This is a genomic window from Agromyces chromiiresistens, assembly GCF_029167465.1.
GTDB lineage: Bacteria > Actinomycetota > Actinomycetes > Actinomycetales > Microbacteriaceae > Agromyces > Agromyces chromiiresistens.
In genome coordinates this window covers 712,027-734,276 of the sequence record NZ_JARFNL010000001.1, presented here as the reverse complement: position 1 = coordinate 734,276, position 22,250 = coordinate 712,027, and the positions used below count along the sequence as shown (strand labels likewise).

At 68.5% G+C, this 22,250-nt stretch carries 31 protein-coding genes; 1 reads left to right on the top strand and 30 read right to left on the bottom strand.

All coding sequences use genetic code 11. The features are described from left to right. Positions 1-165 precede the first annotated feature (165 nt). The 24 genes from ptsP to rpsJ all read right to left on the bottom strand — a co-directional run bounded on the left by ptsP (position 166) and on the right by rpsJ (position 14,519). Entirely contained in the window at positions 166-1,827 is a 1,662-nt protein-coding gene (ptsP, locus tag PX701_RS03265) for a phosphoenolpyruvate--protein phosphotransferase (protein WP_275505462.1), read from the bottom strand. A 97-nt stretch (positions 1,828-1,924) separates the two neighbouring features. Further along, positions 1,925-2,752 (bottom strand): type I methionyl aminopeptidase, encoded by an 828-nt coding sequence (gene map, locus PX701_RS03260; RefSeq protein WP_275505461.1) that lies wholly within the window; start codon positions 2,750-2,752, stop codon positions 1,925-1,927. A gap of 5 nt (positions 2,753-2,757) precedes the next feature. Beyond that, positions 2,758-3,396 carry an adenylate kinase gene (locus tag PX701_RS03255; RefSeq protein WP_231430110.1) on the bottom strand — a complete coding sequence of 213 codons (639 nt, stop codon included), beginning with the start codon at positions 3,394-3,396 and terminating at the stop codon, positions 2,758-2,760. After that, positions 3,393-4,718 carry a preprotein translocase subunit SecY gene (gene secY, locus PX701_RS03250; RefSeq protein ID WP_231430109.1) on the bottom strand — a complete coding sequence of 442 codons (1,326 nt, stop codon included), beginning with the start codon at positions 4,716-4,718 and terminating at the stop codon, positions 3,393-3,395. Before secY ends, PX701_RS03255 begins: the two co-directional genes overlap by 4 nt. A 132-nt stretch (positions 4,719-4,850) precedes the next feature. Continuing rightward, the gene (rplO, locus tag PX701_RS03245; protein ID WP_231430108.1) at positions 4,851-5,516 is read right to left on the bottom strand and encodes a 50S ribosomal protein L15; all 666 of its coding nucleotides are present in this window, start codon (positions 5,514-5,516) and stop codon (positions 4,851-4,853) included. Further along, positions 5,516-5,701 carry a 50S ribosomal protein L30 gene (gene rpmD / locus PX701_RS03240; protein WP_022889741.1) on the bottom strand — a complete coding sequence of 62 codons (186 nt, stop codon included), beginning with the start codon at positions 5,699-5,701 and terminating at the stop codon, positions 5,516-5,518. Before rpmD ends, rplO begins: the two co-directional genes overlap by 1 nt. Then, positions 5,701-6,384, bottom strand: a complete 684-nt coding sequence (gene rpsE / locus PX701_RS03235; RefSeq protein ID WP_374201161.1) for a 30S ribosomal protein S5 — start codon at positions 6,382-6,384, stop codon at positions 5,701-5,703. Before rpsE ends, rpmD begins: the two co-directional genes overlap by 1 nt. A gap of 14 nt (positions 6,385-6,398) precedes the next feature. Continuing rightward, positions 6,399-6,758, bottom strand: a complete 360-nt coding sequence (gene rplR, locus PX701_RS03230; protein ID WP_231430107.1) for a 50S ribosomal protein L18 — start codon at positions 6,756-6,758, stop codon at positions 6,399-6,401. Positions 6,759-6,760: 2 nt separating this feature from the next. Beyond that, on the bottom strand, positions 6,761-7,297 hold the full coding sequence (rplF, locus tag PX701_RS03225) for a 50S ribosomal protein L6 (RefSeq protein ID WP_231430106.1): 537 nt from the start codon (positions 7,295-7,297) through the stop codon (positions 6,761-6,763). A 6-nt stretch (positions 7,298-7,303) separates the two neighbouring features. Further along, the gene (gene rpsH, locus PX701_RS03220) at positions 7,304-7,702 is read right to left on the bottom strand and encodes a 30S ribosomal protein S8 (RefSeq protein ID WP_231430105.1); all 399 of its coding nucleotides are present in this window, start codon (positions 7,700-7,702) and stop codon (positions 7,304-7,306) included. A 171-nt stretch (positions 7,703-7,873) separates the two neighbouring features. After that, positions 7,874-8,458 (bottom strand): 50S ribosomal protein L5, encoded by a 585-nt coding sequence (gene rplE / locus PX701_RS03215; protein ID WP_231430104.1) that lies wholly within the window; start codon positions 8,456-8,458, stop codon positions 7,874-7,876. Then, the gene (gene rplX, locus PX701_RS03210; RefSeq protein WP_231430103.1) at positions 8,458-8,817 is read right to left on the bottom strand and encodes a 50S ribosomal protein L24; all 360 of its coding nucleotides are present in this window, start codon (positions 8,815-8,817) and stop codon (positions 8,458-8,460) included. Before rplX ends, rplE begins: the two co-directional genes overlap by 1 nt. A 3-nt stretch (positions 8,818-8,820) precedes the next feature. Continuing rightward, positions 8,821-9,189, bottom strand: a complete 369-nt coding sequence (gene rplN, locus PX701_RS03205; protein WP_156999952.1) for a 50S ribosomal protein L14 — start codon at positions 9,187-9,189, stop codon at positions 8,821-8,823. Between the two features lie 33 nt (positions 9,190-9,222). Continuing rightward, complete coding sequence (gene rpsQ, locus PX701_RS03200; protein ID WP_231430102.1) at positions 9,223-9,537, bottom strand: 30S ribosomal protein S17; 315 nt, start codon at positions 9,535-9,537, stop codon at positions 9,223-9,225. A 1-nt stretch (position 9,538) separates the two neighbouring features. Further along, on the bottom strand, positions 9,539-9,865 hold the full coding sequence (rpmC, locus tag PX701_RS03195) for a 50S ribosomal protein L29 (protein ID WP_231430101.1): 327 nt from the start codon (positions 9,863-9,865) through the stop codon (positions 9,539-9,541). Next, positions 9,865-10,284: a 50S ribosomal protein L16 gene (rplP, locus tag PX701_RS03190; protein WP_022889731.1), complete on the bottom strand. Its 420-nt coding sequence runs from the start codon at positions 10,282-10,284 to the stop codon at positions 9,865-9,867. Before rplP ends, rpmC begins: the two co-directional genes overlap by 1 nt. Before the next feature lie 2 nt (positions 10,285-10,286). Beyond that, positions 10,287-11,039, bottom strand: coding sequence for a 30S ribosomal protein S3 (gene rpsC, locus PX701_RS03185; RefSeq protein ID WP_231430100.1), 753 nt, complete (start codon positions 11,037-11,039; stop codon positions 10,287-10,289). Beyond that, complete coding sequence (gene rplV, locus PX701_RS03180) at positions 11,039-11,404, bottom strand: 50S ribosomal protein L22 (protein WP_092668524.1); 366 nt, start codon at positions 11,402-11,404, stop codon at positions 11,039-11,041. Before rplV ends, rpsC begins: the two co-directional genes overlap by 1 nt. Positions 11,405-11,429: 25 nt before the next feature. After that, positions 11,430-11,711 carry a 30S ribosomal protein S19 gene (rpsS, locus tag PX701_RS03175; protein WP_231430099.1) on the bottom strand — a complete coding sequence of 94 codons (282 nt, stop codon included), beginning with the start codon at positions 11,709-11,711 and terminating at the stop codon, positions 11,430-11,432. A 12-nt stretch (positions 11,712-11,723) separates the two neighbouring features. Further along, complete coding sequence (gene rplB / locus PX701_RS03170; RefSeq protein WP_231430098.1) at positions 11,724-12,563, bottom strand: 50S ribosomal protein L2; 840 nt, start codon at positions 12,561-12,563, stop codon at positions 11,724-11,726. Positions 12,564-12,580: 17 nt separating this feature from the next. Continuing rightward, positions 12,581-12,883 carry a 50S ribosomal protein L23 gene (gene rplW / locus PX701_RS03165; protein ID WP_231430097.1) on the bottom strand — a complete coding sequence of 101 codons (303 nt, stop codon included), beginning with the start codon at positions 12,881-12,883 and terminating at the stop codon, positions 12,581-12,583. Then, entirely contained in the window at positions 12,880-13,539 is a 660-nt protein-coding gene (gene rplD, locus PX701_RS03160; protein ID WP_231430096.1) for a 50S ribosomal protein L4, read from the bottom strand. The genes rplW and rplD overlap by 4 nt, the downstream gene beginning before the upstream one ends. A 3-nt stretch (positions 13,540-13,542) precedes the next feature. Continuing rightward, complete coding sequence (rplC, locus tag PX701_RS03155; protein WP_231430095.1) at positions 13,543-14,202, bottom strand: 50S ribosomal protein L3; 660 nt, start codon at positions 14,200-14,202, stop codon at positions 13,543-13,545. Between the two features lie 8 nt (positions 14,203-14,210). Next, positions 14,211-14,519, bottom strand: a complete 309-nt coding sequence (rpsJ, locus tag PX701_RS03150) for a 30S ribosomal protein S10 (RefSeq protein ID WP_017201594.1) — start codon at positions 14,517-14,519, stop codon at positions 14,211-14,213. A gap of 522 nt (positions 14,520-15,041) precedes the next feature. Between rpsJ and PX701_RS03145 the strand changes: the two genes are divergently transcribed. After that, a complete protein-coding gene (locus PX701_RS03145) occupies positions 15,042-15,500 on the top strand; it encodes an OsmC family protein (protein WP_231430094.1) in 459 nt (152 codons plus the stop codon). A gap of 9 nt (positions 15,501-15,509) precedes the next feature. Here PX701_RS03145 and PX701_RS03140 read toward each other — a convergent pair whose 3' ends face one another. From PX701_RS03140 to PX701_RS03115, 6 genes are all read right to left on the bottom strand, one after another. Further along, complete coding sequence (locus tag PX701_RS03140; RefSeq protein ID WP_275505459.1) at positions 15,510-16,715, bottom strand: acyltransferase family protein; 1,206 nt, start codon at positions 16,713-16,715, stop codon at positions 15,510-15,512. A 197-nt stretch (positions 16,716-16,912) separates the two neighbouring features. Next, a complete protein-coding gene (gene tuf, locus PX701_RS03135) occupies positions 16,913-18,106 on the bottom strand; it encodes an elongation factor Tu (RefSeq protein ID WP_231430092.1) in 1,194 nt (397 codons plus the stop codon). Positions 18,107-18,242: 136 nt separating this feature from the next. Further along, on the bottom strand, positions 18,243-20,357 hold the full coding sequence (gene fusA / locus PX701_RS03130; protein WP_275505458.1) for an elongation factor G: 2,115 nt from the start codon (positions 20,355-20,357) through the stop codon (positions 18,243-18,245). A gap of 84 nt (positions 20,358-20,441) precedes the next feature. Then, positions 20,442-20,912 (bottom strand): 30S ribosomal protein S7, encoded by a 471-nt coding sequence (gene rpsG, locus PX701_RS03125; protein WP_136708465.1) that lies wholly within the window; start codon positions 20,910-20,912, stop codon positions 20,442-20,444. After that, a complete protein-coding gene (gene rpsL / locus PX701_RS03120) occupies positions 20,912-21,286 on the bottom strand; it encodes a 30S ribosomal protein S12 (RefSeq protein WP_022893888.1) in 375 nt (124 codons plus the stop codon). Before rpsL ends, rpsG begins: the two co-directional genes overlap by 1 nt. A gap of 256 nt (positions 21,287-21,542) precedes the next feature. Next, positions 21,543-22,190, bottom strand: a complete 648-nt coding sequence (locus PX701_RS03115; protein ID WP_231430091.1) for a spermidine/putrescine ABC transporter substrate-binding protein — start codon at positions 22,188-22,190, stop codon at positions 21,543-21,545. Positions 22,191-22,250 lie beyond the last annotated feature (60 nt).

The following is a 22,250-nucleotide window of genomic DNA, read 5'->3' as shown; positions in this document are numbered from 1 at the left end:
CCGGGCGACCGCGTTCCGGCCGCAGGGCCGGTCGTCGGGCACGCCGAGGCAGGCGGGCAGAACACCAAGGGTCAACTTTAGGACATTTCCGCCGGTTTCGCCAGTCGAGGCGCACCCGACGGGCCGGGACCCGGCCAGAACGACCTCGGATGCCGCGGCAGCGGCTCAATCGCGCGTGTACGCCGCCTCGTCGGCGGCTGCGGCCCGGGCGGCCCGGGCGTCCTCCGCGACGAGTGCGGCGCGCGCGATCCGCCGCGCGTCGGAGGTGGTCACCCGCGCGAGGCCCGCCCGTACGCCGGCGAGCGCCGAGGCCGACATCGACAGGCTCGTGGCCCCGAGGCCGACGAGCACGACGGCGAGGAGCGGATCTGCGGCGGCCTCGCCGCACACGCCGATCGGTCGGCCGAGCGCGGCACCGGCCTCGCCGACCTCGCCGATGAGCCGGAGCACCGCCGGGTGCCACGGGTCCTGCAGTTCGGCGGCACCCGCGAGCTCGCGGTCGGCGGCCATCGTGTACTGGGTCAGGTCATTGGTGCCGATCGAGGCGAAGTCGACGGCGGCGAGCACGTGCCGCGCGGCGAGCGCCGCCGCCGGCACCTCGATCATCACACCCGCCGACGGCAGCCCGGCCTCGCGGACGAGGTCTGCGAAGTACCTCGCCTCCTCGGCCGTCGCGACCATCGGCGCCATCACCCTGAGGTCGACCGTGTGCCCGGCGGCCGCTGCGCCGAGGGCCGCGAGCTGGTCGCGCAGCACGGGCTCCGCCTGTCGCAGCGCGCGGATTCCGCGCACCCCGAGCGCCGGATTGGCCTCGTGCCGGATGCCGAGGAAGGCCAACGGCTTGTCGGCGCCGGCGTCGAGCACCCGCACGACGACGCGTTGCCCCTCGAACGCGGCGAAGAGCGCCTCGTACGCCGCCTGCTGCGCGACTCGCGACGGCGCACGCTCGGCGTCGAGGAAGAGGAACTCGGTACGGAAGAGGCCCACCCCCTCCGCTCCCAGCCGGAGGGCCTCCGCCGCGCCCGACGGGTCGCCGAGGTTCGCCTGCAGCAGCACGGCCGTGCCGTCGGCGAGGCGCCCGGGGCCGACGGGGGCGTCGGCCTCTTCGGCGAGCCGCGCGCGCCGTTCGGAGGCCGCCTCGAGCGCGACCGCGTCGGGCTCGCGCGTGACCCGTCCGGCATCGGCGTCGACGACGACCGTCTCGCCGTCGACGAGCCCGGCGGCGCCGGCGGCACCCACCACGGCGACGAGCCCCTTCTCCCGCGCGAGGATCGCCGTGTGCGAGGTCGGGCCGCCCTCGACGGTCACGATGGCGAGCACCCGGTCGAGATCGAGCGTGGCGGTGTCGGCGGGCGCGAGATCATGGGCGACGAGCACGAACGGATGCCCGGGGTCGGGCACGCCGGGCGCCGGAACATCGTGCAGCTCCGCGATCACGCGCCGCGCGAGGTCTTCGAGGTCGTTCGCCCGTTCCGCGAGATAGCCCCCCATGCCCGCGAGCAGGTCGCGATAGCCCGCGAACGCGTCGAAGACGGCGCGTTCGGCCGTGATCCCGGCGGCGAGGCGCTCGGTGACGCTCGCGTGCACGGCCGGGTCCTCCAGGATGAGCGCCTGCGCCTCGAGCACGTCGTGGGCGGCGCCGGTCGTATCCGCTGAGCGACGACGGAGCTCGGCGGCGACCGCCGCTGCGGCGGCCTCGGCCCGAGCGAGCTCGTCGTCCGCGCCGATCGCGCTCGGCGCCGACGACGGTTCGGGCTGCGGCGGCGCCATCCGGGCGACCGGGCCGACTGCGACCCCTCGACCGATGCCCGTCCCGATGATCTCCATCTGCAGAACCCCCGGTTCGAGTCGTCGGGGGCCGCGCGAAGCGCTCCCCCGTTCACCCTATCCCGCGGTGCGCGCGGAGGCTCCGGCGATTCGGCGATCAGGCGATCGGCGCCGGAACGATGCCGAACGGGGCCAGGCCCGCTGCGCCGCCGTCCTCCGCGGTGAGCACCCAGATCCCACCCGCGTGCACCGCGACGCTGTGCTCCCAGTGGGCGGCATCGGCGCCGTCGGCGGTCGTCACCGTCCAGTCGTCGTCGCGCACGAACGTGTCGACGGCGCCCGCGACGAGCATCGGCTCGATCGCGACGACGAGGCCGGGCTTCACCGCGGGCCCCTTGCGATCGACCCGGTAGTTGAACACCGGCGGCTCCTCGTGCATCTGACGACCGATGCCGTGGCCGACGTAATCGGTGAGGATGCCGTAGTCGCCCTCGCCCGTGACGTACTCCTCGATCGCGGCGCCCACCTCGTTGAGGTGCGATGCCCGGGCGAGCGTCGCGATGCCATGCCACAGCGCGGCCTCGGTCACCCGCGAGAGCTCCTCGCGCGCCGCCACGATCTCGGGCCGGGCGGGATCGGGGATGACCAGGCTGAACGCCGAGTCGCCGTTCCAGCCGCCCACGTCGGCTCCGCCGTCGACCGACACCAGGTCGCCGGCGCGGAACGGGCGATCACCCGGGATGCCGTGCACGATGTCGTCGTTCACCGAGACGCACAGCGTGTGCCGGTACCCCGGCACGAGCTTGAAGTTCGATCGGCCGCCGGCCGCGACGATCGCCCGCTCGGCGGCGGCGTCGAGTTCGAGCCCCGTCGCCCCCGGCACGACGCGGCGTCGGGCCTCGACGAGGGCGCCGGCCGTCGCCCGGCCGGCCGCGACCATCGCGCGGAGATCGGCCGGCGACTTGTAGATCGAGCGGCGGAACACCGCGCTCAGGCCGCGGCGCCCGGGTGGCGCGGAGCAAGCCCCCGTGCCGCGAGCGCCTCGAAGATGCGCGCCGTGACGTCGGCGAGGGCGCCGACGCCGTCGATGCGGAGGACGAGCCCCCGTGCACGGTACACGTCGAGGATCGGTGCGGTCTCGCGCTCGTAGATCGCGAGACGGTTGGCGATCACCTCTTCGGTGTCGTCCGTGCGGCCCTGCTCGACGGCGCGCTGGTGGATGCGCTTGATCGACTCGTCGCGCGGCACCTCGAGTTCGATGACGGCGTCGAGCGATTCGCCGCGCGAGGCGAGGAACTCGTCGAGGTCGTCGACCTGGCCCCGATTGCGCGGGTAGCCGTCGAGGAGGAACCCGGCCGAGGCATCGGGCTGCTGGAGCCGGTCGCGCACGAGCTCGCTCGTGAGCGCGTCTGGCACCAGGTCGCCCGCCTCGATGATCGCCTGGACCCGCTTGCCGAGCTCGGTGCCGCCCGCGACGTTCGCGCGGAAGATGTCGCCCGTGGCGACCTGGGGCACGCCGAAGGCGGCGGCGACGAGCACGCCCTGCGTGCCCTTGCCGGAGCCCTGCGGTCCGACGATCAGGAAACGGGCCGAGGTCGCGGCGGCCCCGCTCGCGGAGGTCGGCGTCATCGGAGAAGTCCTTCGTAGTGTCGCTGCTGGAGCTGGGCGTCGATCTGCTTCACCGTCTCGAGCCCGACGCCGACGATGATCAGGATGGACGCGCCGCCGAACGGGAAGTTCTGGTTCGCGCCGACCATCGAGAACGCGATGAGCGGGATGAGGGCGATGAGGCCGAGGTAGATCGAACCCGGCGCGGTGATGCGCGTGAGCACGTAGTCGAGGTATTCGGCAGTCGGACGGCCGGCACGGATGCCCGGGATGAACCCGCCGTACTTCTTCATGTTCTCCGACACCTCGTCGGGGTTGAAGGTGATCGCGACGTAGAAGTAGGTGAACCCGACGATGAGCAGGAAGTAGAGCAGCATGTAGAGCGGGTGGTCGCCCTTGGTCAGGTAGTTCGTGATCCACACGACCCAGGCCTGGGGGTCCTCGCCCTGCTTCGCCTGGTTGAACTGCGCGATGAGCGCCGGCAGGTACAGCAGCGACGAGGCGAAGATGACGGGCACGACGCCGGCCATGTTGACCTTGATCGGGATGTAGGTGTTGTTGCCGCCGTAGGTGCGGCGGCCGACCATGCGCTTCGCGTACTGCACCGGGATGCGCCGTTGCGATTGCTCGACGAAGACGACCGCGACGACGATCGCGAGTCCGACGAGGATGACGATCGCGAAGACGTCCCAACCGCGGGCGATGCCGATGGCCCAGAGCGAGCCGGGGAACTGGGCGGCGATCGACGTGAAGATGAGGAGCGACATGCCGTTGCCGATGCCGCGCTCGGTGATGAGCTCACCCATCCACATGATGAGGCCCGTACCGGCGGTCATCGTGATCACCATCAGGAGGATCGCGTACCAGGCGTCGTTCGTGATGAGGGCGGAGCACGCCGGGTCGGCCGTCGGGAAGAGCGCGCCGGAGCGGGCGACCGTGATGAGCGTCGTCGACTGCAGGACGCCGAGGGCGATCGTGAGGTAGCGGGTGTACTGCGTGAGCTTGCCCTGGCCCGCCTGGCCCTCCTTGTAGAGGGTCTCGAAGTGGGGGATCACGACGCGGAGCAGCTGCACGATGATCGACGCGGTGATGTACGGCATGATGCCGAGCGCGAAGACCGAGAGCTGCAGCAGCGCACCGCCCGAGAACAGGTTCACGAGGTCGTAGAGGCCCGTCGCGCCTGCGGCGGCATTGGCCGCGAGGCACTGCTGCACGTTGCCGAAGTCGACGAACGGCGCGGGGATGAAGGATCCGAGCCGGAACAGGGCCACGATGCCCAGCGTGAACCCGAGCTTGCGGCGAAGATCCGGCGTGCGGAAGATCCGCCCGATGGCGTTGAACACTCGTCCTCCTGTTGCTCCGCGCTAGGCGCCGGTGCGGCACGCGGAGTTCGTTCGTATACGACTCGAGCCAGTCGAGACCCCGCTAATCCTACGCGAGGTCCCGACTGGCTCGAACCAATCGTGAGTCCGGTCTTACTTGACCGAGCCGCCGGCGGCGACGATCTTCTGCTCGGCCGAGCCGGAGACCTTGTCGACGGCCACGTTGAGCTTCACCTGCAGGTCGCCGTTGCCGAGCACCTTGACGCGCTCGTTCTTGCGGACCGCACCCTTCTCGACGAGGTCGGCGACGGTGACGTCTCCGCCCTTCGGGTAGAGCTCGGCGAGCTTGTCCAGGTTGACGACCTGGTACTCGACGCGGAAGGGGTTCTTGAAGCCGCGGAGCTTCGGCGCACGCATGTGGTACGGAAGCTGGCCGCCCTCGAAGCCGGGGCGCACCGTGTTGCGGGCCTTCGTGCCCTTGGTGCCGCGACCGGCGGTCTTGCCCTTCGAACCCTCACCGCGACCGACGCGGGTCTTGTCCTTCTTGGCGCCGGGCGCCGGGCGCAGGTGGTGCACCTTCAGGACCTGCTCGCGCTTCTCCGCGACGTCGGCCTTGGGGGCCGCCTTCTTCGCGGGAGCCTTCTTCGCAGGGGCCTTCTCGGCCGCAGCGCTGTCGGACTTCGCGGCAGCGGCCTTCGCCGGAGCCTTCTTCGCAGGAGCCTTCTCGGCCGGGGCCTTCTCGGCAGCCGCCTTGGCGGGCGCCTTCTTGGCCGGAGCCTTCTTCGGGGTCTCCTCGGCGACGTTCTTCTCGTCAGCCATTAGTCAATCTCCTCAACCTTCACGAGGTGAGCGACGGTGTTGACGTACCCGCGGTTCTGCGGGGTGTCCTCACGCACGACCGACTGGCCGATTCGCTTGAGCCCGAGGCTGCGCAGCGTGTCACGCTGGTACTGCTTCTCGCTCACCTTGGACTTGATCTGGGTCACCTTGAGCTGCTTGGCCATCAGGCACCTGCCTTCGCTGCTGCAGCGGCCTCGGCCGCCTGTGCCTCGGCACGGATGAGGCGCGCCGGGGCGACCTCGTCGTAGTCGAGACCACGACGGGCGGCGACGGCACGCGGCTCCTCGAGCTGCTTGAGCGACTCGACCGTGGCGTGCACGATGTTGATCGTGTTCGACGAGCCGAGCGACTTCGACAGCACGTCGTGGATGCCGGCGCACTCGAGCACGGCGCGCACCGGACCACCGGCGATGACACCGGTACCGGGCGAAGCCGGACGCAGGAGCACGACGCCGGCAGCGGCCTCGCCCTGCACGGGGTGCGGGATGGTGGTGCCGACGCGCGGGACGCGGAAGAAGTTCTTCTTCGCCTCCTCGACGCCCTTCGAGATCGCCGTCGGGACCTCGCGCGCCTTGCCGTAGCCGACGCCGACGAGACCGTTGCCGTCACCCACGACGACGAGCGCCGTGAAGCTGAAGCGACGGCCGCCCTTGACGACCTTCGACACGCGGTTGATGGTGACGACGCGCTCGAGGAACTGGCTCTTCTCGGCGTCGCGGCCGCCGCGGTCGCGGCCGCCCTGGTTGCGGTCGCGGCCACCACGGCGCGAGTCGCGCTCGTTGCGGGCCGGCTCCGAAGCCGCAGCCGTCTCGACGGGTGCCTCTGCAGTCACCTCGGGCTCCTTCACATTGCTGTTCTCGCTCACAGGCTCAGCCCTGCCTCTCGCGCTCCATCGGCGATCGCGGCGACGCGACCGGCGTACTTGTTGCCGCCGCGGTCGAACACGACCGCCTCGACGCCGGCCTGCTTGGCGCGCTCGGCGACCAGCTCGCCGACCTTCTTGGCCTTGGCGGTCTTGTCACCGTCGAACGCGCGGAGGTCGGCCTCCATGGTCGACGCCGACGCGAGGGTGTGGCCCTTGGCGTCGTCGACGACCTGCACGAAGACGTGGCGGGCCGAACGGGTGACGACGAGACGGGGGCGGACCTCCGTGCCGACGATCTTCTTGCGAAGGCGGGTGTGGCGACGCGAACGCGAAGCCGTCTTGCTCTTCACGGCCATGATTACTTACCAGCCTTTCCGGCCTTGCGACGCACGACCTCGCCGGCGTAGCGGATGCCCTTGCCCTTGTACGGCTCGGGCTTCTTGATCTTGCGGATGTTGGCGGCGGTCTCGCCGACGGCCTGCTTCGAGATACCCGCGACCGTGAGCTTGTTGTTGCCCTCGACGGTCAGGGTGATCCCGGCGGGCGCCTCGACGGTCACCGGGTGCGAGAAGCCGAGCGCGAACTCGACGGCGCTGCCCTTCTGCGCGACGCGGTAACCGGTGCCGACGATCTCGAGGCCCTTGGCGTAGCCCTGGGTCACGCCGATGATGTCGTTGGCGATGAGCGTGCGGGTCAGGCCGTGCAGCGAGCGCGAAGCGCGCTCGTCGTCGGGACGGGTCACGACGACCTGGTTGTCCTCGACCTTGGCCACGATGGGAGCGGCGACGGTGAGCGCGAGCTCACCCTTCGGGCCCTTGACGGTCACATCCTGGCCGTCGATCGTCACGGTGACGCCGGCGGGGATGTCGATGGGAAGTCGTCCAATACGCGACATAGCTGATTACCACACGTAGGCGAGGACTTCCCCACCCACGCCCTTCTTCTCGGCCTGGCGGTCGGTGAGCAGACCGCTGGAAGTGGACAGGATCGCGACGCCGAGGCCGCCGAGCACCTTGGGCAGCTCGGTCGACTTCGCGTAGACGCGGAGGCCGGGCTTCGAGACGCGCTTGATACCGGCGATCGAGCGCTCGCGGTTCGGGCCGAACTTGAGCTTCAGCGTGAGGGTCTTGCCCACGCGAGCGTCGGCGACCTCGAAGTCGGCGATGTAGCCCTCGGTCTTGAGGATCTCGGCGATGTGGCCCTTGAGCTTCGAGTGGGGCATCGACACGGAGTCGTGGTGTGCGGAGTTCGCGTTCCGCAGACGGGTCAGCATGTCAGCGACCGGGTCGGTCATCGTCATGACGATTCGTTCCTAACGTTCACCAGGTTTCAGGACCCGTTACACGGGGACTGACCTGTGGTGGTGGCCTCAGCGGTTGCGTGAGGCCGGATGTCTCGGGCCGGCCGGCCCCCGATGCGTCGGGAGCCGGCGGCTCGAGCACAAACTCGTAGAGTCTACTACACGCAGGCTTTACGCGTTCTCGACCTGCTTGAACGGGAAGCCGAGCGCCTTGAGCAGCGCACGACCCTCGTCGTCGTTCGAGGCGGTGGTCACCACGGTGATGTCCATGCCGCGGACGCGGTCGATCTTGTCCTGGTCGATCTCGTGGAACACGCTCTGCTCCGTGAGACCGAAGGTGTAGTTGCCGTGGCCGTCGAACTGCTGGTCGCTGAGGCCGCGGAAGTCGCGGATGCGGGGCAGTGCGAGCGAGAGCAGGCGGTCGAGGAACTCCCACATGCGGTCGCCGCGGAGCGTCACGTGCGCACCGATCGGCTGCCCCTCGCGCAGCTTGAACTGCGCGATGGACTTGCGGGCCTTCGTCACCTGCGGCTTCTGGCCGGTGATCTTCGTGAGGTCGGCGATCGCGCCGTCGATGACCTTGCCATCGCGGGCGGCTTCGCCGACACCCATGTTCACGACGATCTTCACGAGGCCGGGCACCTGGTGCGGGTTCGCGTAGTCGAACTGCTCGGTGAGGGCCTTGGCGATGTCGCCGCGGTACTTGGTCTTCAGTCGCGGCTGGATTTTGCCAGCCTGCGTTGCCGTGTCGGTCATTACAGGTCCTTACCTGACTTCTTGGCGTAGCGGACGCGGACGGTCTTCGTGACGCCGTCCTTCGTCACCTGCTCGGTGCGGAAGCCGACGCGGGTCGGCTTCTTCGACTCGGGGTCGACGATCGCGACGTTCGAGACGTGGATCGGCGCCTCCTGGGTCTCGATGCCACCGGTCTTCGTGCCGCGCTGGGTCTGGCCGACGCGCACGTGCTTCGTGACGTAGTTGACGCCCTCGACGATGACGCGGTTCTCGGCGACGAGCACCTCGAGGACCTTGCCCTGCTTGCCGCGGTCGCCGCCGCGAGCCTGGCTGCGGCCCGAGATGACCTGGACGAGGTCGCCCTTCTTGATGTTGGCCATGACTTAGATAACCTCCGGTGCCAGCGAGATGATCTTCATGAACTTCTTGTCGCGAAGCTCGCGACCGACCGGGCCGAAGATACGGGTGCCGCGGGGGTCACCGTCGTTCTTCAGGATGACCGCGGCGTTCTCGTCGAACTTGATGTAGGAGCCGTCGGGACGACGGGTCTCCTTGACGGTGCGGACGATGACGGCCTTGACCACATCGCCCTTCTTGACGTTGCCGCCGGGGATCGCGTCCTTGACGGTCGCGACGATGACGTCACCGAGGCCGGCGTAGCGACGCTTCGAGCCGCCGAGCACGCGAATGGTGAGCAGCTCCTTGGCGCCGGTGTTGTCGGCGACCTTGACTCGTGATTCCTGCTGAAGCACTTCGAACTCCTTCTCTGAGCAAGCCGGCGAGGCTTACTTGGCCTTCTCGACGATCTCGACGAGACGCCAGCGCTTCGTGGCGGAAAGGGGACGGGTCTCGCTGATCACGACGAGGTCGCCGATGCCGGCGGTGTTCTGCTCGTCGTGCGCCTTGACCTTCGACGTCCGGCGCATGACCTTGCCGTAGAGGGGGTGCTTCACGCGGTCCTCGACCTCGACGACGATGGTCTTGTCCATCTTGTCGCTGACGACGTAGCCGCGGCGCACCTTGCGGTACGGACGGTGCTCTGCGGTCTCAACGAGCTCAGCCTCGGCGACCTCGGCCGCAGCCTTCTTGGTCTCAGCCATGTCAGGCCTCCTTCGTCTCAGCGGCCTCGGCCGGGGCTTCTGCCTCGGCCTTGGCCTTCTTCGTCTTCTTCTCGGTCTTGGCGGGGGCCGCCTCGACCGGCGCGGGAGTGGCACGGATGCCGAGCTCGCGCTCACGGATGACCGTGTAGATGCGGGCGATGTCGCGCTTGACGGCCTTCAGTCGGCCGTGGCTCTCGAGCTGGCCGGTGGCCGACTGGAAGCGCAGGTTGAACAGCTCCTCCTTGGCCTTCTTCAGCTCGTCGACGAGTCGCTCGTCTTCAAAGGTGTCGAGCTCTGCGGGGCTGAGCTCCTTGGTGCCGACGGCCATTATGCGTCGCCCTCCTCGCGCTTGATGATGCGTGCCTTGAGGGGCAGCTTGTGGATGGCACGGGTCATCGCCTCGCGGGCGAGTTCCTCGGAGACGCCCGAGACCTCGAAGAGGACGCGACCCGGCTTGACGTTGGCGACCCACCACTCGGGCGAACCCTTACCGGAACCCATGCGGGTCTCGGCCGGCTTCTTGGTGAGCGGACGGTCGGGGTAGATGTTGATCCACACCTTGCCGCCGCGCTTGATGTGACGGGTCATCGCGATACGAGCGGACTCGATCTGACGGTTGGTCACGTAAGCGGGCGTGAGCGCCTGGATGCCGTACTCGCCGAACGACACCTTGGTGCCGCCGGTGGCCTGGCCCGAGCGGCCGGGGTGGTGCTGCTTGCGGTACTTGACTCGACGGGGAATCAACATGGTTATGCCTCAACTCCTGCGGTCGCCGGCTCGGCCTTGGGGGCGCGGTCGCGGCGGGGACGGTCGTTGCGGTCGCGGGACGGCTTCTGGGCCGCCTGCTCGCGCGCGAGTTCCTTGTTGGTGATGTCGCCCTTGTAGATCCAGACCTTCACGCCGATGCGGCCGAAGGTGGTCTTGGCCTCGTAGAAGCCGTAGTCGATGTTCGCGCGGAGCGTGTGCAGGGGCACGCGGCCCTCGCGGTAGAACTCCGAGCGGCTCATCTCGGCGCCGCCGAGACGGCCCGACACCTGGATGCGGACACCCTTGGCGCCGGCGCGCTGCGCGCCCTGCAGGCCCTTGCGCATCGCGCGGCGGAACGCCACACGAGCCGAGAGCTGCTCGGCGATGCCCTGCGCGACGAGCTGGGCGTCGGCCTCGGGGTTCTTCACCTCGAGGATGTTGAGCTGGATCTGCTTGCCGGTGAGCTTCTCGAGGTCGGCGCGGATGCGCTCGGCCTCGGCGCCGCGGCGGCCGATCACGATGCCGGGACGCGCCGTGTGGATGTCCACGCGGACGCGGTCGCGGGTGCGCTCGATCTCGATGCGCGAGACACCGGCGCGGTCGAGCGACGTCTGGAGCAGGCGACGGATCTTGACATCCTCGGCGAGGTAGTCGGAGTAGCGCTGACCGGGCTTCGTCGAATCGGAGAACCACCGCGACACGTGGTCGGTGGTGATGCCGAGACGGAAGCCGTACGGGTTGACCTTCTGACCCATTACTTCGTACCCTCCTCGGGCGTGCCGAGCACGATGGTGATGTGGCTCGTGCGCTTGTTGATGCGGAAGGCACGGCCCTGCGCGCGCGGCTGGAATCGCTTGAGGGTGGTGCCCTCATCGACGAACGCCGTCTTCACGTAGAGGTCCTGCTCGTCCAGGTAGGTGTTCGTGGCATCGGCCTTGACGCGAGCGTTCGCGATGGCCGAGGCGACGAGCTTGTACACGGGCTCGCTCGCACCCTGCGGGGCGAACTTCAGGATGGCCAGGGCCTCCTGAGCCTGCTTGCCGCGGATCAGGTTGACGACGCGGCGGGCCTTCATGGGGGTCACGCGGATGTGTCGCACGCGTGCGATCGACTCCACCATTTCTTTCCTCCTTCACACCACCGCGTCAGCGGCGGCGGCCCTTCTTGTCGTCCTTCACGTGTCCACGGAAGGTGCGGGTGGGGGCGAACTCGCCGAGCTTGTGGCCCACCATGGTCTCGGTGACGAACACCGGGATGTGCTTGCGGCCGTCGTGCACGGCGATCGTGTGACCCAGCATGGCGGGGACGATCATCGAGCGACGCGACCACGTCTTGATGACGTTCTTCGAACCGGCTTCGTTCTGCACGGCGACCTTGCGAAGCAGGTGCTCGTCGACGAAGGGGCCCTTCTTGAGACTGCGCGGCATCTTCTTCTACTCCTACTTGCGCTTCTTGCCGACGGTGCGACGACGGACGATGAGCTTGTCGCTCTCCTTGTTGGGGCGACGGGTGCGACCCTCGGGCTGACCCCACGGGCTGACCGGGTGACGACCACCGGAGGTCTTGCCCTCACCACCACCGTGCGGGTGGTCGATCGGGTTCATCGCGACACCGCGGACGGTCGGGCGGACGCCCTTCCAGCGCTTGCGGCCGGCCTTGCCCCAGTTGATGTTCGACTGCTCGGCGTTGCCGACCTCGCCGACGGTCGCGCGGCAGCGCGCGTCGACGTTGCGGATCTCGCCCGACGGCAGGCGGAGCTGCGCGTAGGGGCCGTCCTTGGCGACGAGACGCACCGAGGCGCCGGCCGAGCGGGCCAGCTTCGCGCCGCCGCCGGGGCGGAGCTCGATGGCGTGCACGACGGTACCGGTCGGGATGTTCTTGAGCGGCAGGTTGTTGCCCGGCTTGATGTCGGCGTTCACGCCGGCCTCGATCGGGTCGCCCTGCTTGAGCTTGTTCGGCGCGAGGATGTAGCGCTTCGTGCCGTCGATGTAGTGGATCAGCGCGATGCGGGCGGTGCGGTTGGGGTCGTACTCGATGTGAGCGACCTTGGCGGGCACGCCGTCCTTGTCGTTGCGACGGAAGTCGATCACGCGGTACTGGCGCTTGTGGCCACCACCGATGTGACGGGTCGTGATGCGGCCCTGGTTGTTGCGACCACCGGTCTTCGACAGCGGGCGGAGCAGCGACTTCTCGGGCGTCGAGCGCGTGATCTCCGCGAAGTCGGCGACCGACGAACCGCGACGACCCGGGGTCGTGGGCTTGTACTTACGAATAGCCATAGTTCTTCCTCTGCTCCTTAGCCGACAGCCGTGAAGATGTCGATCGAGCCGGACTTGAGGGTGACGATCGCGCGCTTGGTGTCCTTGCGCTTGCCCATGCCGAACCGGGTGCGGCGGGTCTTGCCCTGGCGGTTCAGGGTGTTGATCGACGCCACCTGGACGTTGAAGATCTTCTCGATGGCGAGCTTGATCTCGGTCTTGTTCGAGCGGGGGTCCACGATGAACGTGTACTTGCCCTCGTCGATCAGGCCGTAGCTCTTCTCCGAGACGACCGGCGCGATGATGATGTCGCGCGGGTCCTTGTTCTGTGCGGCGCTCATGCGGAGACCTCTTCCTTCTTCGCCGACTTCGCGGCCACGAAGGCCTCGAGCGCGGCGGTGCTGAAGACGATGTCGTCCGAGACGACCACGTCGTAGGCGTTCAGCTGGTCGACCGGCAGCACGTGCACGGTCTCGATGTTGCGGACCGCGCGCTCGCTGAGCTCCTCGCCACGGGCGAGGACCACGAGGAAGCGGTTGGCCGGCGCGATCTTGCCGAGGAGCGCGACCGCGTCCTTCGTCTTCGCGACGTCACCGGCGACGAATCCCTCGACCGCGTGGATGCGCGAGCCGCGGGCACGGTCGCTGAGCACACCGAGGAGCGCAGCGGCGATCATCTTCTTGGGCGTGCGCTGCGAGTAGTCGCGCGGCTGCGGGCCGTGGACCGTGCCACCGCCCTTGTGCTCGGGAGCGCGGACCGAACCCTGGCGCGAACGGCCGGTGCCCTTCTGCTTGAAGGGCTTGCGGCCCGAACCCGAGACCTCGCCGCGGGTCTTGGTCTTGTGCGTGCCCTGGCGCGCAGCGGCGAGCTGGGCGACGACGACCTGGTGGATGAGCGGGACGTTCGTCTGAACGTCGAAGAGCTCGGCGGGCAGCTCGACCGTGCCGGACTTCTTGCCGGTCGCGTCGAGCACGTCGATGGTGTTGGCGGTAGCCATGGACTACGCCCCCTTCACTGCGTTGCGGACGAAAACGAGGCGGCCGCGAGCACCGGGAACCGCGCCCTTGACGAGCATGAGGCCCTTCTCGGCGTCGACGGCGTGCACGCGGAGGTTCAGCACGGTCACGCGCTCGCCACCCATGCGACCGGCCATGCGCATGCCCTTGAAGACACGGCTGGGGGTCGACGAAGCACCGATCGAGCCGGGCTTGCGGTGGTTGCGGTGGGAACCGTGCGAAGCGGAGACGCCCTTGAAGTTGTGGCGCTTCATGACACCGGCGAAGCCCTTGCCCTTCGACGTGCCGACGACGTCGACCAGCTGGCCGGCCTCGAAGGTCGCGTCGACGGTGAGCTCCTGGCCCGTCGCGTAGCTCGACGCGTCGGCGGTGCGGATCTCGGTCACGTGGCGACGGGGCGTGGTGCCGGCCGTCTTCTCGAAGTGGCCCTTGAGCGGCTGCGAGACCTTGCGCGGGTCGATGGCGCCGGCGGCGATCTGGACGGCCTCGTAGCCGTCCTTCTCAGCGGTGCGGATCTGCGTGACCACGTTGGGAGCGATCTCGATGACCGTCACCGGGACGAGCTTGTTGTTCTCGTCCCACACCTGGGTCATGCCGAGCTTGGTGCCGAGCAGACCCTTCACGTTCTTGGTAGCGGAAGACATCTGTTACCTCAGAGCTTGATCTCGATGTTGACGTCGGCCGGGAGGTCGAGACGCATGAGCGAGTCGACGGCCTTGGGCGTCGGGTCCACGATGTCGATGAGGCGCTTGTGGGTGCGCATCTCGAAGTGCTCGCGGCTGTCCTTGTACTTGTGGGGCGAACGGATGACGCACACCACGTTCTTCTCGGTCGGAAGCGGCACGGGGCCGACGACCGTGGCACCCGCGCGGGTCACCGTGTCGACGATCTTGCGCGCCGAGGTGTCGATGACCTCGTGGTCGTACGACTTCAGTCGAATGCGGATCTTCTGTCCCGCCATTGCTGACTCTCTCTCTGTCAAGGCGTCTTACCCCTTCCGAGGGCATCGGACGCCGCGTAGTCACTCCGTGTGAAGCACCACTGTTCTTCTGTCAAAGGCCGGTGATCGAGCCTGTCGAAACCACCCGCCCGGTCACCCGGGGCGGTGCTCTCGACACGCTCGACCTTCGAGCCCCAACCGGCGCGCACGCGCACGGGTCGCCCCGGGCGTGTGGTGGTCGGTTGTGTGTTCTGCTGCCTGCGGCCTAGCCTGACCCCGACTGCGCTCCGTGGGAACGGCGGGTGGCTATGCACTGCCTGACAGTGATTCGAACGCGCGCACAGGGGCCCGCGTTCGAAATGTTGAACTCAACGAGTTTGCCACATTCGGAGGGTGCGTGCAACCCGGGCGTGTCGCGCACGCTCGACTCCCAGCGAGCCCGCAGATTCGCCGGCGATCGCGCCGGTTCTCCGCTGATCGGGATGCCTCGCCTCCGGGCTCCGACATGATGGAGGGACACGTGCGAACCGAGGAGGAGCCCACATGTCGGAGACCAGGCCGCAGCCGAGTTCGAAGGAGGCGCCGGGCAGCGTCTCGGCGACCCGCGTCGGCACGCGCCGCTACGTCGGTCGCAATGCCCGCGGGGCGACGGTCGCGATCGGCGGCCTCGACGTCGAGGGCGTGCACTTCTCCCCCGGCGAGCTCTTGAAGCTCGCCCTCGCCGGCTGCGTCGGCCTCTCGGTCGACCGGCCGATGTCGCGCCGCCTCGGCGACGACGCCGAGCTCACGGTGTGGGCGCACGGGCAGTCGGAGGAGGCATCCAACAAGTACGAGCGCATCGGCGAGGAACTGCTGCTCGACCTGTCGGGCCTGGAGCCGGCCGAGCGCGACAAGCTCCTCGACATCATGGTGCGGTCGATCGAACGGGCGTGCACGGTGGGCCGCAGCGTCGAGGGAGCGATCGACGTGCACACGGTCATCGACGGCACCGAGATGCGCTGAGCCCGCGCGTCACTCCCGCTCGCAGGCGACCGCCCGCTCTGCCGCGATGCCCGGCGCGACGATGCCCGCACCGACGATGACGACGATCAGCCCGGCGAGCCCCGACAGCAGGAAGACGGGCCGGAGGCGCCGTCCTCGCCGCCCGTGCCGGAACGGATCCTCGATGAAGCGCTTCGAGAGACCCGCGACCGCGAACGACAGTGCGACGAGCAGCACCATCAGCCAGGGCGGGCTCGGCATTCCGGTCAGGTAGGGCACGAACATGAAGATCGGCCAGTGCCAGAGGTAGAGCGAGTACGAGACGTCGCCCATCCACTGCACGGGCCGGAGGCCGGCGAGCCCAGCCGGCGACCACGCCACCTCCGGCATGCCCGCCCAGATGACGGCGAGGGTGCCGGCGACGGGCACGAGCACGACGGCCCCGGGGAAGACCTCGGGTGCACGGAAGGTCAGGATCGGCACCGCGATGAGCACGAGTCCTGCCCATGAGACCGCGGCGCGGAGTCCCGCCCGACCCGTGAGGGGCGACCGGCTCGCGATCGCGAGGATGCCGCCGATGCCGAATTCCCACGTCCGCGCGAAGGTCGAGAAGTAGGCGAGGTTCGCATCCTGCGCGGTGAGCGCGATCGAGTGCGCGAACGACGCGATCGTGACCGCGCCGAGCAGGGTCAGCACCACGGCCGCCGAGCCGGCCCTGTGCCGGGCGGCGAACCACAGCGCCGCGATGAGCAGGAGCGGCCAGAACAGGTAGAACTGCTCCTCGACCGAGAGCGACCAGAAGTGCTGGACCGGGGTGGACTCGAGATCGGCGCGCCGCGGGATCTGCGAGTCGGCGGCGAGCTGCCAGTTCTCGTAGTAGAGCGCCGACGCGACGATCTCGCGGAACCACTGCCGCCACTCCCGTTGCGGGACGAGGAGCAGCGTCAGCGCCGACACGGCCAGGAGCGTGGCCATCGCCGCGGGGAGGATGCGTCGTGCACGGCGCAGGTAGAAGTCGCGCAGGGAGATGCGCCCGACGCGCTCGGCCTCGCGCATGAGGAGGCCGGTGATGAGGAAGCCGGAGACGACGAAGAAGACGTCGACGCCCATGTACCCGGCCGGCGCGACGGCCGGCCAGCCATGATGGAGCACGACCGCGCCCACGGCCACGGCCCGGAGAGCCTGGATCTCGGGACGTACCGCGGATCGAGCGAGGAGGGTGGGGGAACCGCCCATCGTCACCCAGCGTACGACGAAGGGGGCCGTGCCTCCAGTCCGGAGAATCCGACGCCGTCCCGACCCTCACCGCGTACGACGAAGGGGGCCGGGCCTCCGATCCGGAGAATCCGACGCCGTCCCGACCCTCGCCGCGTACGACGAAGGGGCCGGGCCTCCGGTGGAAGCCCGACCCCCTCAGGTCGCAGTCGCGAAGATTACTTGATGATCTTCGTGACGGTACCGGCGCCGACGGTGCGGCCACCCTCGCGGATGGCGAAGCCGAGGCCCTCCTCCATGGCGATCGGCTGGATGAGCTCGACCGTCATGTCGGTGGTGTCGCCGGGCATGACCATCTCGGTGCCCTCGGGCAGCGTGATGACGCCGGTGACGTCGGTGGTGCGGAAGTAGAACTGCGGGCGGTAGTTCGCGTAGAACGGGTTGTGACGGCCGCCCTCGTCCTTCGAGAGGATGTAGGCAGTGCCCTCGAAGTTGGTGTGGGGGGTGACCGAACCCGGCGCCACGACGACCTGGCCGCGCTCGACGTCCTCGCGCTTGGTGCCGCGGAGCAGGAGACCGCAGTTCTCGCCGGCCCAGGCCTCGTCGAGCTGCTTGTGGAACATCTCGATACCCGTGACCGTGGTCTTCTGCGTCGGGCGGATGCCGACGATCTCGACCTCGGAGTTGATCTTCAGCGTGCCGCGCTCGGCGCGACCCGTGACGACCGTGCCACGGCCGGTGATGGTGAAGACGTCCTCGACGGGCATGAGGAACGGCTTGTCCTTGTCGCGCACCGGGTCGGGGATCGACTCGTCGACGGCCTCCATGAGGTCGAGGACCGACTGGACCCACTTCTCGTCGCCCTCGAGCGCCTTCAGGCCCGAGACGCGGACGACCGGAGCGTCGTCGCCGGGGAAGCCCTGCGACGAGAGCAGCTCGCGGACCTCGAGCTCGACGAGCTCCAGGATCTCCTCGTCGTCGACCATGTCGCTCTTGTTGAGGGCGACGAGCAGGTACGGCACGCCGACCTGCTTGGCGAGCAGGACGTGCTCGCGGGTCTGGGCCATCGGGCCGTCGGTCGCCGCGACCACGAGGATCGCGCCGTCCATCTGAGCCGCACCGGTGATCATGTTCTTGATGTAGTCGGCGTGACCCGGGGCGTCGACGTGCGCGTAGTGGCGCTTCGGCGTCTCGTACTCGACGTGCGAGATGTTGATCGTGATGCCGCGCTGACGCTCTTCGGGAGCCGAGTCGATCGACGCGAAGTCGCGCTGCACGTTGGTGGCCGACGGGTACTTGTCGGCGAGCACCTTCGAGATCGCGGCGGTGAGCGTCGTCTTGCCGTGGTCGACGTGACCGATCGTACCGATGTTGACGTGCGGCTTGGTCCGCTCGAACTTGGCCTTAGCCACTGTGGGTCCTCCTCAGGACTCGTGTAGGAACTCCGGGCGCTGGATTGCGACCGGCGTGCTACGGGGGTTGTGTTGTTATGTTACGCGAACCGGAAGGTTCGTGCGGGCGAAGGGCCGGAGCCCCCGCTAGGGAGACTCAGTCGCCCTTGTTCTTCTGGACGATCTCGTCGGCGACAGCCTTCGGGACCTCCGCGTAGCTCTCGAACTCCATCGAGTACACGGCGCGGCCCGAGGTCTTCGACCGCAGGTCGCCGATGTAACCGAACATCTCCGAGAGCGGGACGTGCGCACGCACGACCTTCACACCGGCGGCGTCCTCCATGGACTGGATCTGGCCGCGGCGCGAGTTCAGGTCGCCGATGACGTCGCCCATGTACTCCTCGGGAGTACGGACCTCGACGCTCATCAGCGGTTCGAGCAGAACGGGGTTCGCCTTCCGAGCGGCTTCCTTGAAGCCCATCGAGCCGGCGATCTTGAACGCCATCTCCGAGGAGTCGACGTCGTGGGCGGCACCGTCGATGAGGCGCGCCTTGACGCCCACCATCGGGAAGCCGGCGAGGATGCCGTACTGCATGGCGTCCTGGAAGCCCGCGTCGACCGAGGGGATGTACTCGCGGGGGATGCGACCGCCCGTGACCTCGTTCGAGAACTCGTAGATCTTGTCGCCCTCGACCTCGAGCGGCTCCAGCGCGAACTGGATCTTCGCGAACTGGCCCGAGCCACCCGTCTGCTTCTTGTGGGTGTAGTCGTGGCGCTCGACCGCGCGCTTGATGGTCTCGCGGTACGCGACCTGCGGCTTGCCGACGTTCGCCTCGACCTTGAACTCGCGCTTCATGCGGTCGACGAGGATGTCGAGGTGCAGCTCGCCCATGCCCTTGATGACGGTCTGGCCGGTCTCGGGGTTGAGCTCGGTGCGGAACGTCGGGTCCTCTTCGGCGAGCTTCTGGATCGCGGTGCCGAGCTTCTCCTGGTCGGCCTTGGTCTTCGGCTCGATGGCGACCTCGATGACGGGCTCGGGGAAGGTCATCGACTCGAGCACGACCTGGTTGTCGGGGTCGCACAGGGTGTCGCCCGTGGTCGTGTCCTTGAGGCCGATGACCGCGTAGATGTTGCCCGCGGTGACCGAGTCGACCGGGTTCTCCTTGTTGGCGTGCATCTGGAAGATCTTGCCGATGCGCTCCTTCTTGCCCTTGGTCGAGTTGACGACCTGGGCACCCGAGTCGAGGTGACCCGAGTAGACGCGCACGTAGGTGAGGCGGCCGAAGAACGGGTGCACCGCGACCTTGAACGCCAGCGCGGCGAACGGGTCGTTCGCGTCGGGGTGACGCTCGATGATCTCTTCCTCGTTGCGCGGGTTGCGGCCCTCGATGGCGGGCACGTCGAGCGGCGACGGCAGGAAGTCGATGACCGCGTCGAGCATCGGCTGCACGCCGCGGTTCTTGAACGCCGAGCCGCAGAGCACCGGGTAGATCTCGGAGTTGACGACCATCTTGCGGATGGCGCCCTTGATCTCGGCGACCGTGAGGTCCTCGCCGCCGAAGAACTTCTCGAGCAGCGCGTCGTCGGTCTCGGCGACGGTCTCGAGCAGGACCTGACGGTACTCGTCGGCCTTGTCCTTGAGGTCGGCGGGGATCTCCTGGACCTCGTACTTGGCACCCATGGTCACGTCGCCCTTGGCGTCGCCGGGCCACACGAGGGCGCGCATCTCGATCAGGTCGACGACACCGATGAAGTCGTTCTCGGCACCGATCGGGAGCTGGAGCACGAGCGGCTTGGCGCCCAGGCGGTTGACGATCGTGTCGACGGTGAAGTAGAAGTCGGCACCGAGCTTGTCCATCTTGTTGACGAAGCAGATGCGCGGCACGTTGTACTTGTCGGCCTGACGCCACACCGTCTCGGACTGAGGCTCGACGCCCTCCTTGCCGTCGAAGACGGCGACCGCGCCGTCGAGCACGCGGAGCGAGCGCTCGACCTCGACCGTGAAGTCGACGTGGCCGGGGGTGTCGATGATGTTGATCTGGTTCTTGTTCCAGAAGCAGGTCACGGCGGCAGACGTGATCGTGATGCCGCGCTCCTTCTCCTGCTCCATCCAGTCGGTCGTCGAGGCGCCGTCGTGGGTCTCGCCGAGCTTGTGGTTGACGCCCGTGTAGAACAGGATGCGCTCGGTTGTGGTGGTCTTGCCGGCATCGATGTGGGCCATGATGCCGATGTTGCGGACCTTGCTCAGGTCGGTGAGCACGTCTTGTGCCACGGGGGTTCCTCCGGGAGGTTCAGGAACGGAAGTGAGAGGGAGAGCGGATGCCACGGCGAGCGCCGAGGCATCCGCTCGGCCCGACTACCAGCGGTAGTGGGCGAACGCGCGGTTCGACTCGGCCATCTTGTGCGTGTCTTCGCGGCGCTTGACCGCGGCACCGAGGCCGTTCGAGGCGTCGAGGATCTCGTTGGTGAGACGCTCGGTCATGGTCTTCTCGCGGCGGGCCTTGGCGTAGCTGGTGAGCCAGCGGAGCGCCAGGGTGTTCGCGCGGTGGGGCTTGACCTCGACGGGGACCTGGTAGGTCGAACCGCCGACGCGGCGCGAGCGCACCTCGAGGGTCGGGCGCACGTTGTCGAGCGCCTTCTTGAGGGTGGCGACCGCGTCCTGGCCCGACTTGGCGGCGACGTTCTCGAGCGCCTCGTAGACGATGCGCTGCGCGAGGTCCTTCTTGCCGTCGATCAGGATCTTGTTGACGAGCTGGCTGACGACCGGCGAGCCGTACACCGGGTCGGCGACGACGGGGCGCTTCGGAGCGGGTCCCTTACGAGGCATTACTTCTTCTCCATCTTCGCGCCGTACTTGCTGCGGCCCTGCTTGCGGTTCTTCACGGCCTGCGTGTCGAGCGCGCCACGGACGATCTTGTAGCGCACACCGGGGAGGTCCTTCACACGACCGCCGCGGATGAGCACCATCGAGTGCTCCTGCAGGTTGTGGCCCTCACCGGGGATGTAGGCCGTGACCTCGGTGCCGTTCGAGAGCTTCACACGGGCGACCTTGCGGAGCGCCGAGTTCGGCTTCTTCGGGGTGGTCGTGTACACACGCGTGCACACGCCGCGCTGCTGGGGGTTGGCCTTCAGGGCGGGAGCCTTGGTCTTGGTGACCTTCGGCGAGCGACCCTTGCGGACCAACTGCTGAATGGTTGGCACTGCTTCTCCTTGTTGTGCTGCACGGTGACAGCTGATGATGGATTTCACATCAGACCCGCCGGCGCCGCAGAACTGCGGGACCTTGGATGGTGGGTATGCCGTGGGGGTGAGCCGCAGAAGTCCGCGGGCACCCGAATGCGCGCGCGTGAACGCGCACACCCGATCAATGGTAATGCCCCGTAACGTTGCGGTCAAACGGCGCCGGCTTCGCGGACGGGGAGAACGCGGAATGAGGCCCCTGCGACGCCGGCGACGGTCACCCGGCCCAGCCCGGCGCGTCGAGTTCGCGGTCGAGGTCGGCGAGCATGTCGGCGACCTGCGGCTCGACGAGACGTTCGACGGCGTTGCCGATGCGATAGCGGTGCTGGGCGAGTTCGACGCAGATGCGTCGACCGAGCTGCTTGGCGAACTCGTCGGCGAGCCGCACCTCCTCGCGCAGCGCCTCCTTCTCCTCCGGGGTGAAGGGGCGCGGTGCGGGTTCGTTCGCCTCGGCCGCCGCCGTCGCCTCGAGACCGCCGAGCGTGAACAGGAACGGCTGGTCGGGCACCGGCTCGGGGTCGAGCTCGAGTCCGAGGTACTCGGGGTCGAGCCCCTCCCCCGCCCGATACGGTCGCCTGGCCTTGCGCTCCTCCGCGAGGCGGATCTCGCGGTGCAGCATCGGCAGGTTGCGCGCCGTGTAGTCGTCGACGGCGTCGTCGATGATGCCCTTCATGCGCATCGAGAAGGCGTGCTGCACGGGGTGCGGCACGTCGACGTCGAGACCCGCCGCCGCGATGATCGGCGACCCGAAGCAGCGCTGGCAGAGCCGGACCCGGGCACGGTGCGTTCCCGGCCGCCACCGCGGCAGCCATTGCAGCCAGCGGTCGACCTCGTGGCTCACGCGCGCCTCGACCGAACCCTCCATCGGGTTCACGATACTGCGCGCGGCGCCGCGGCGGGCCGAGGCGGCGAACGACTGGCGCGC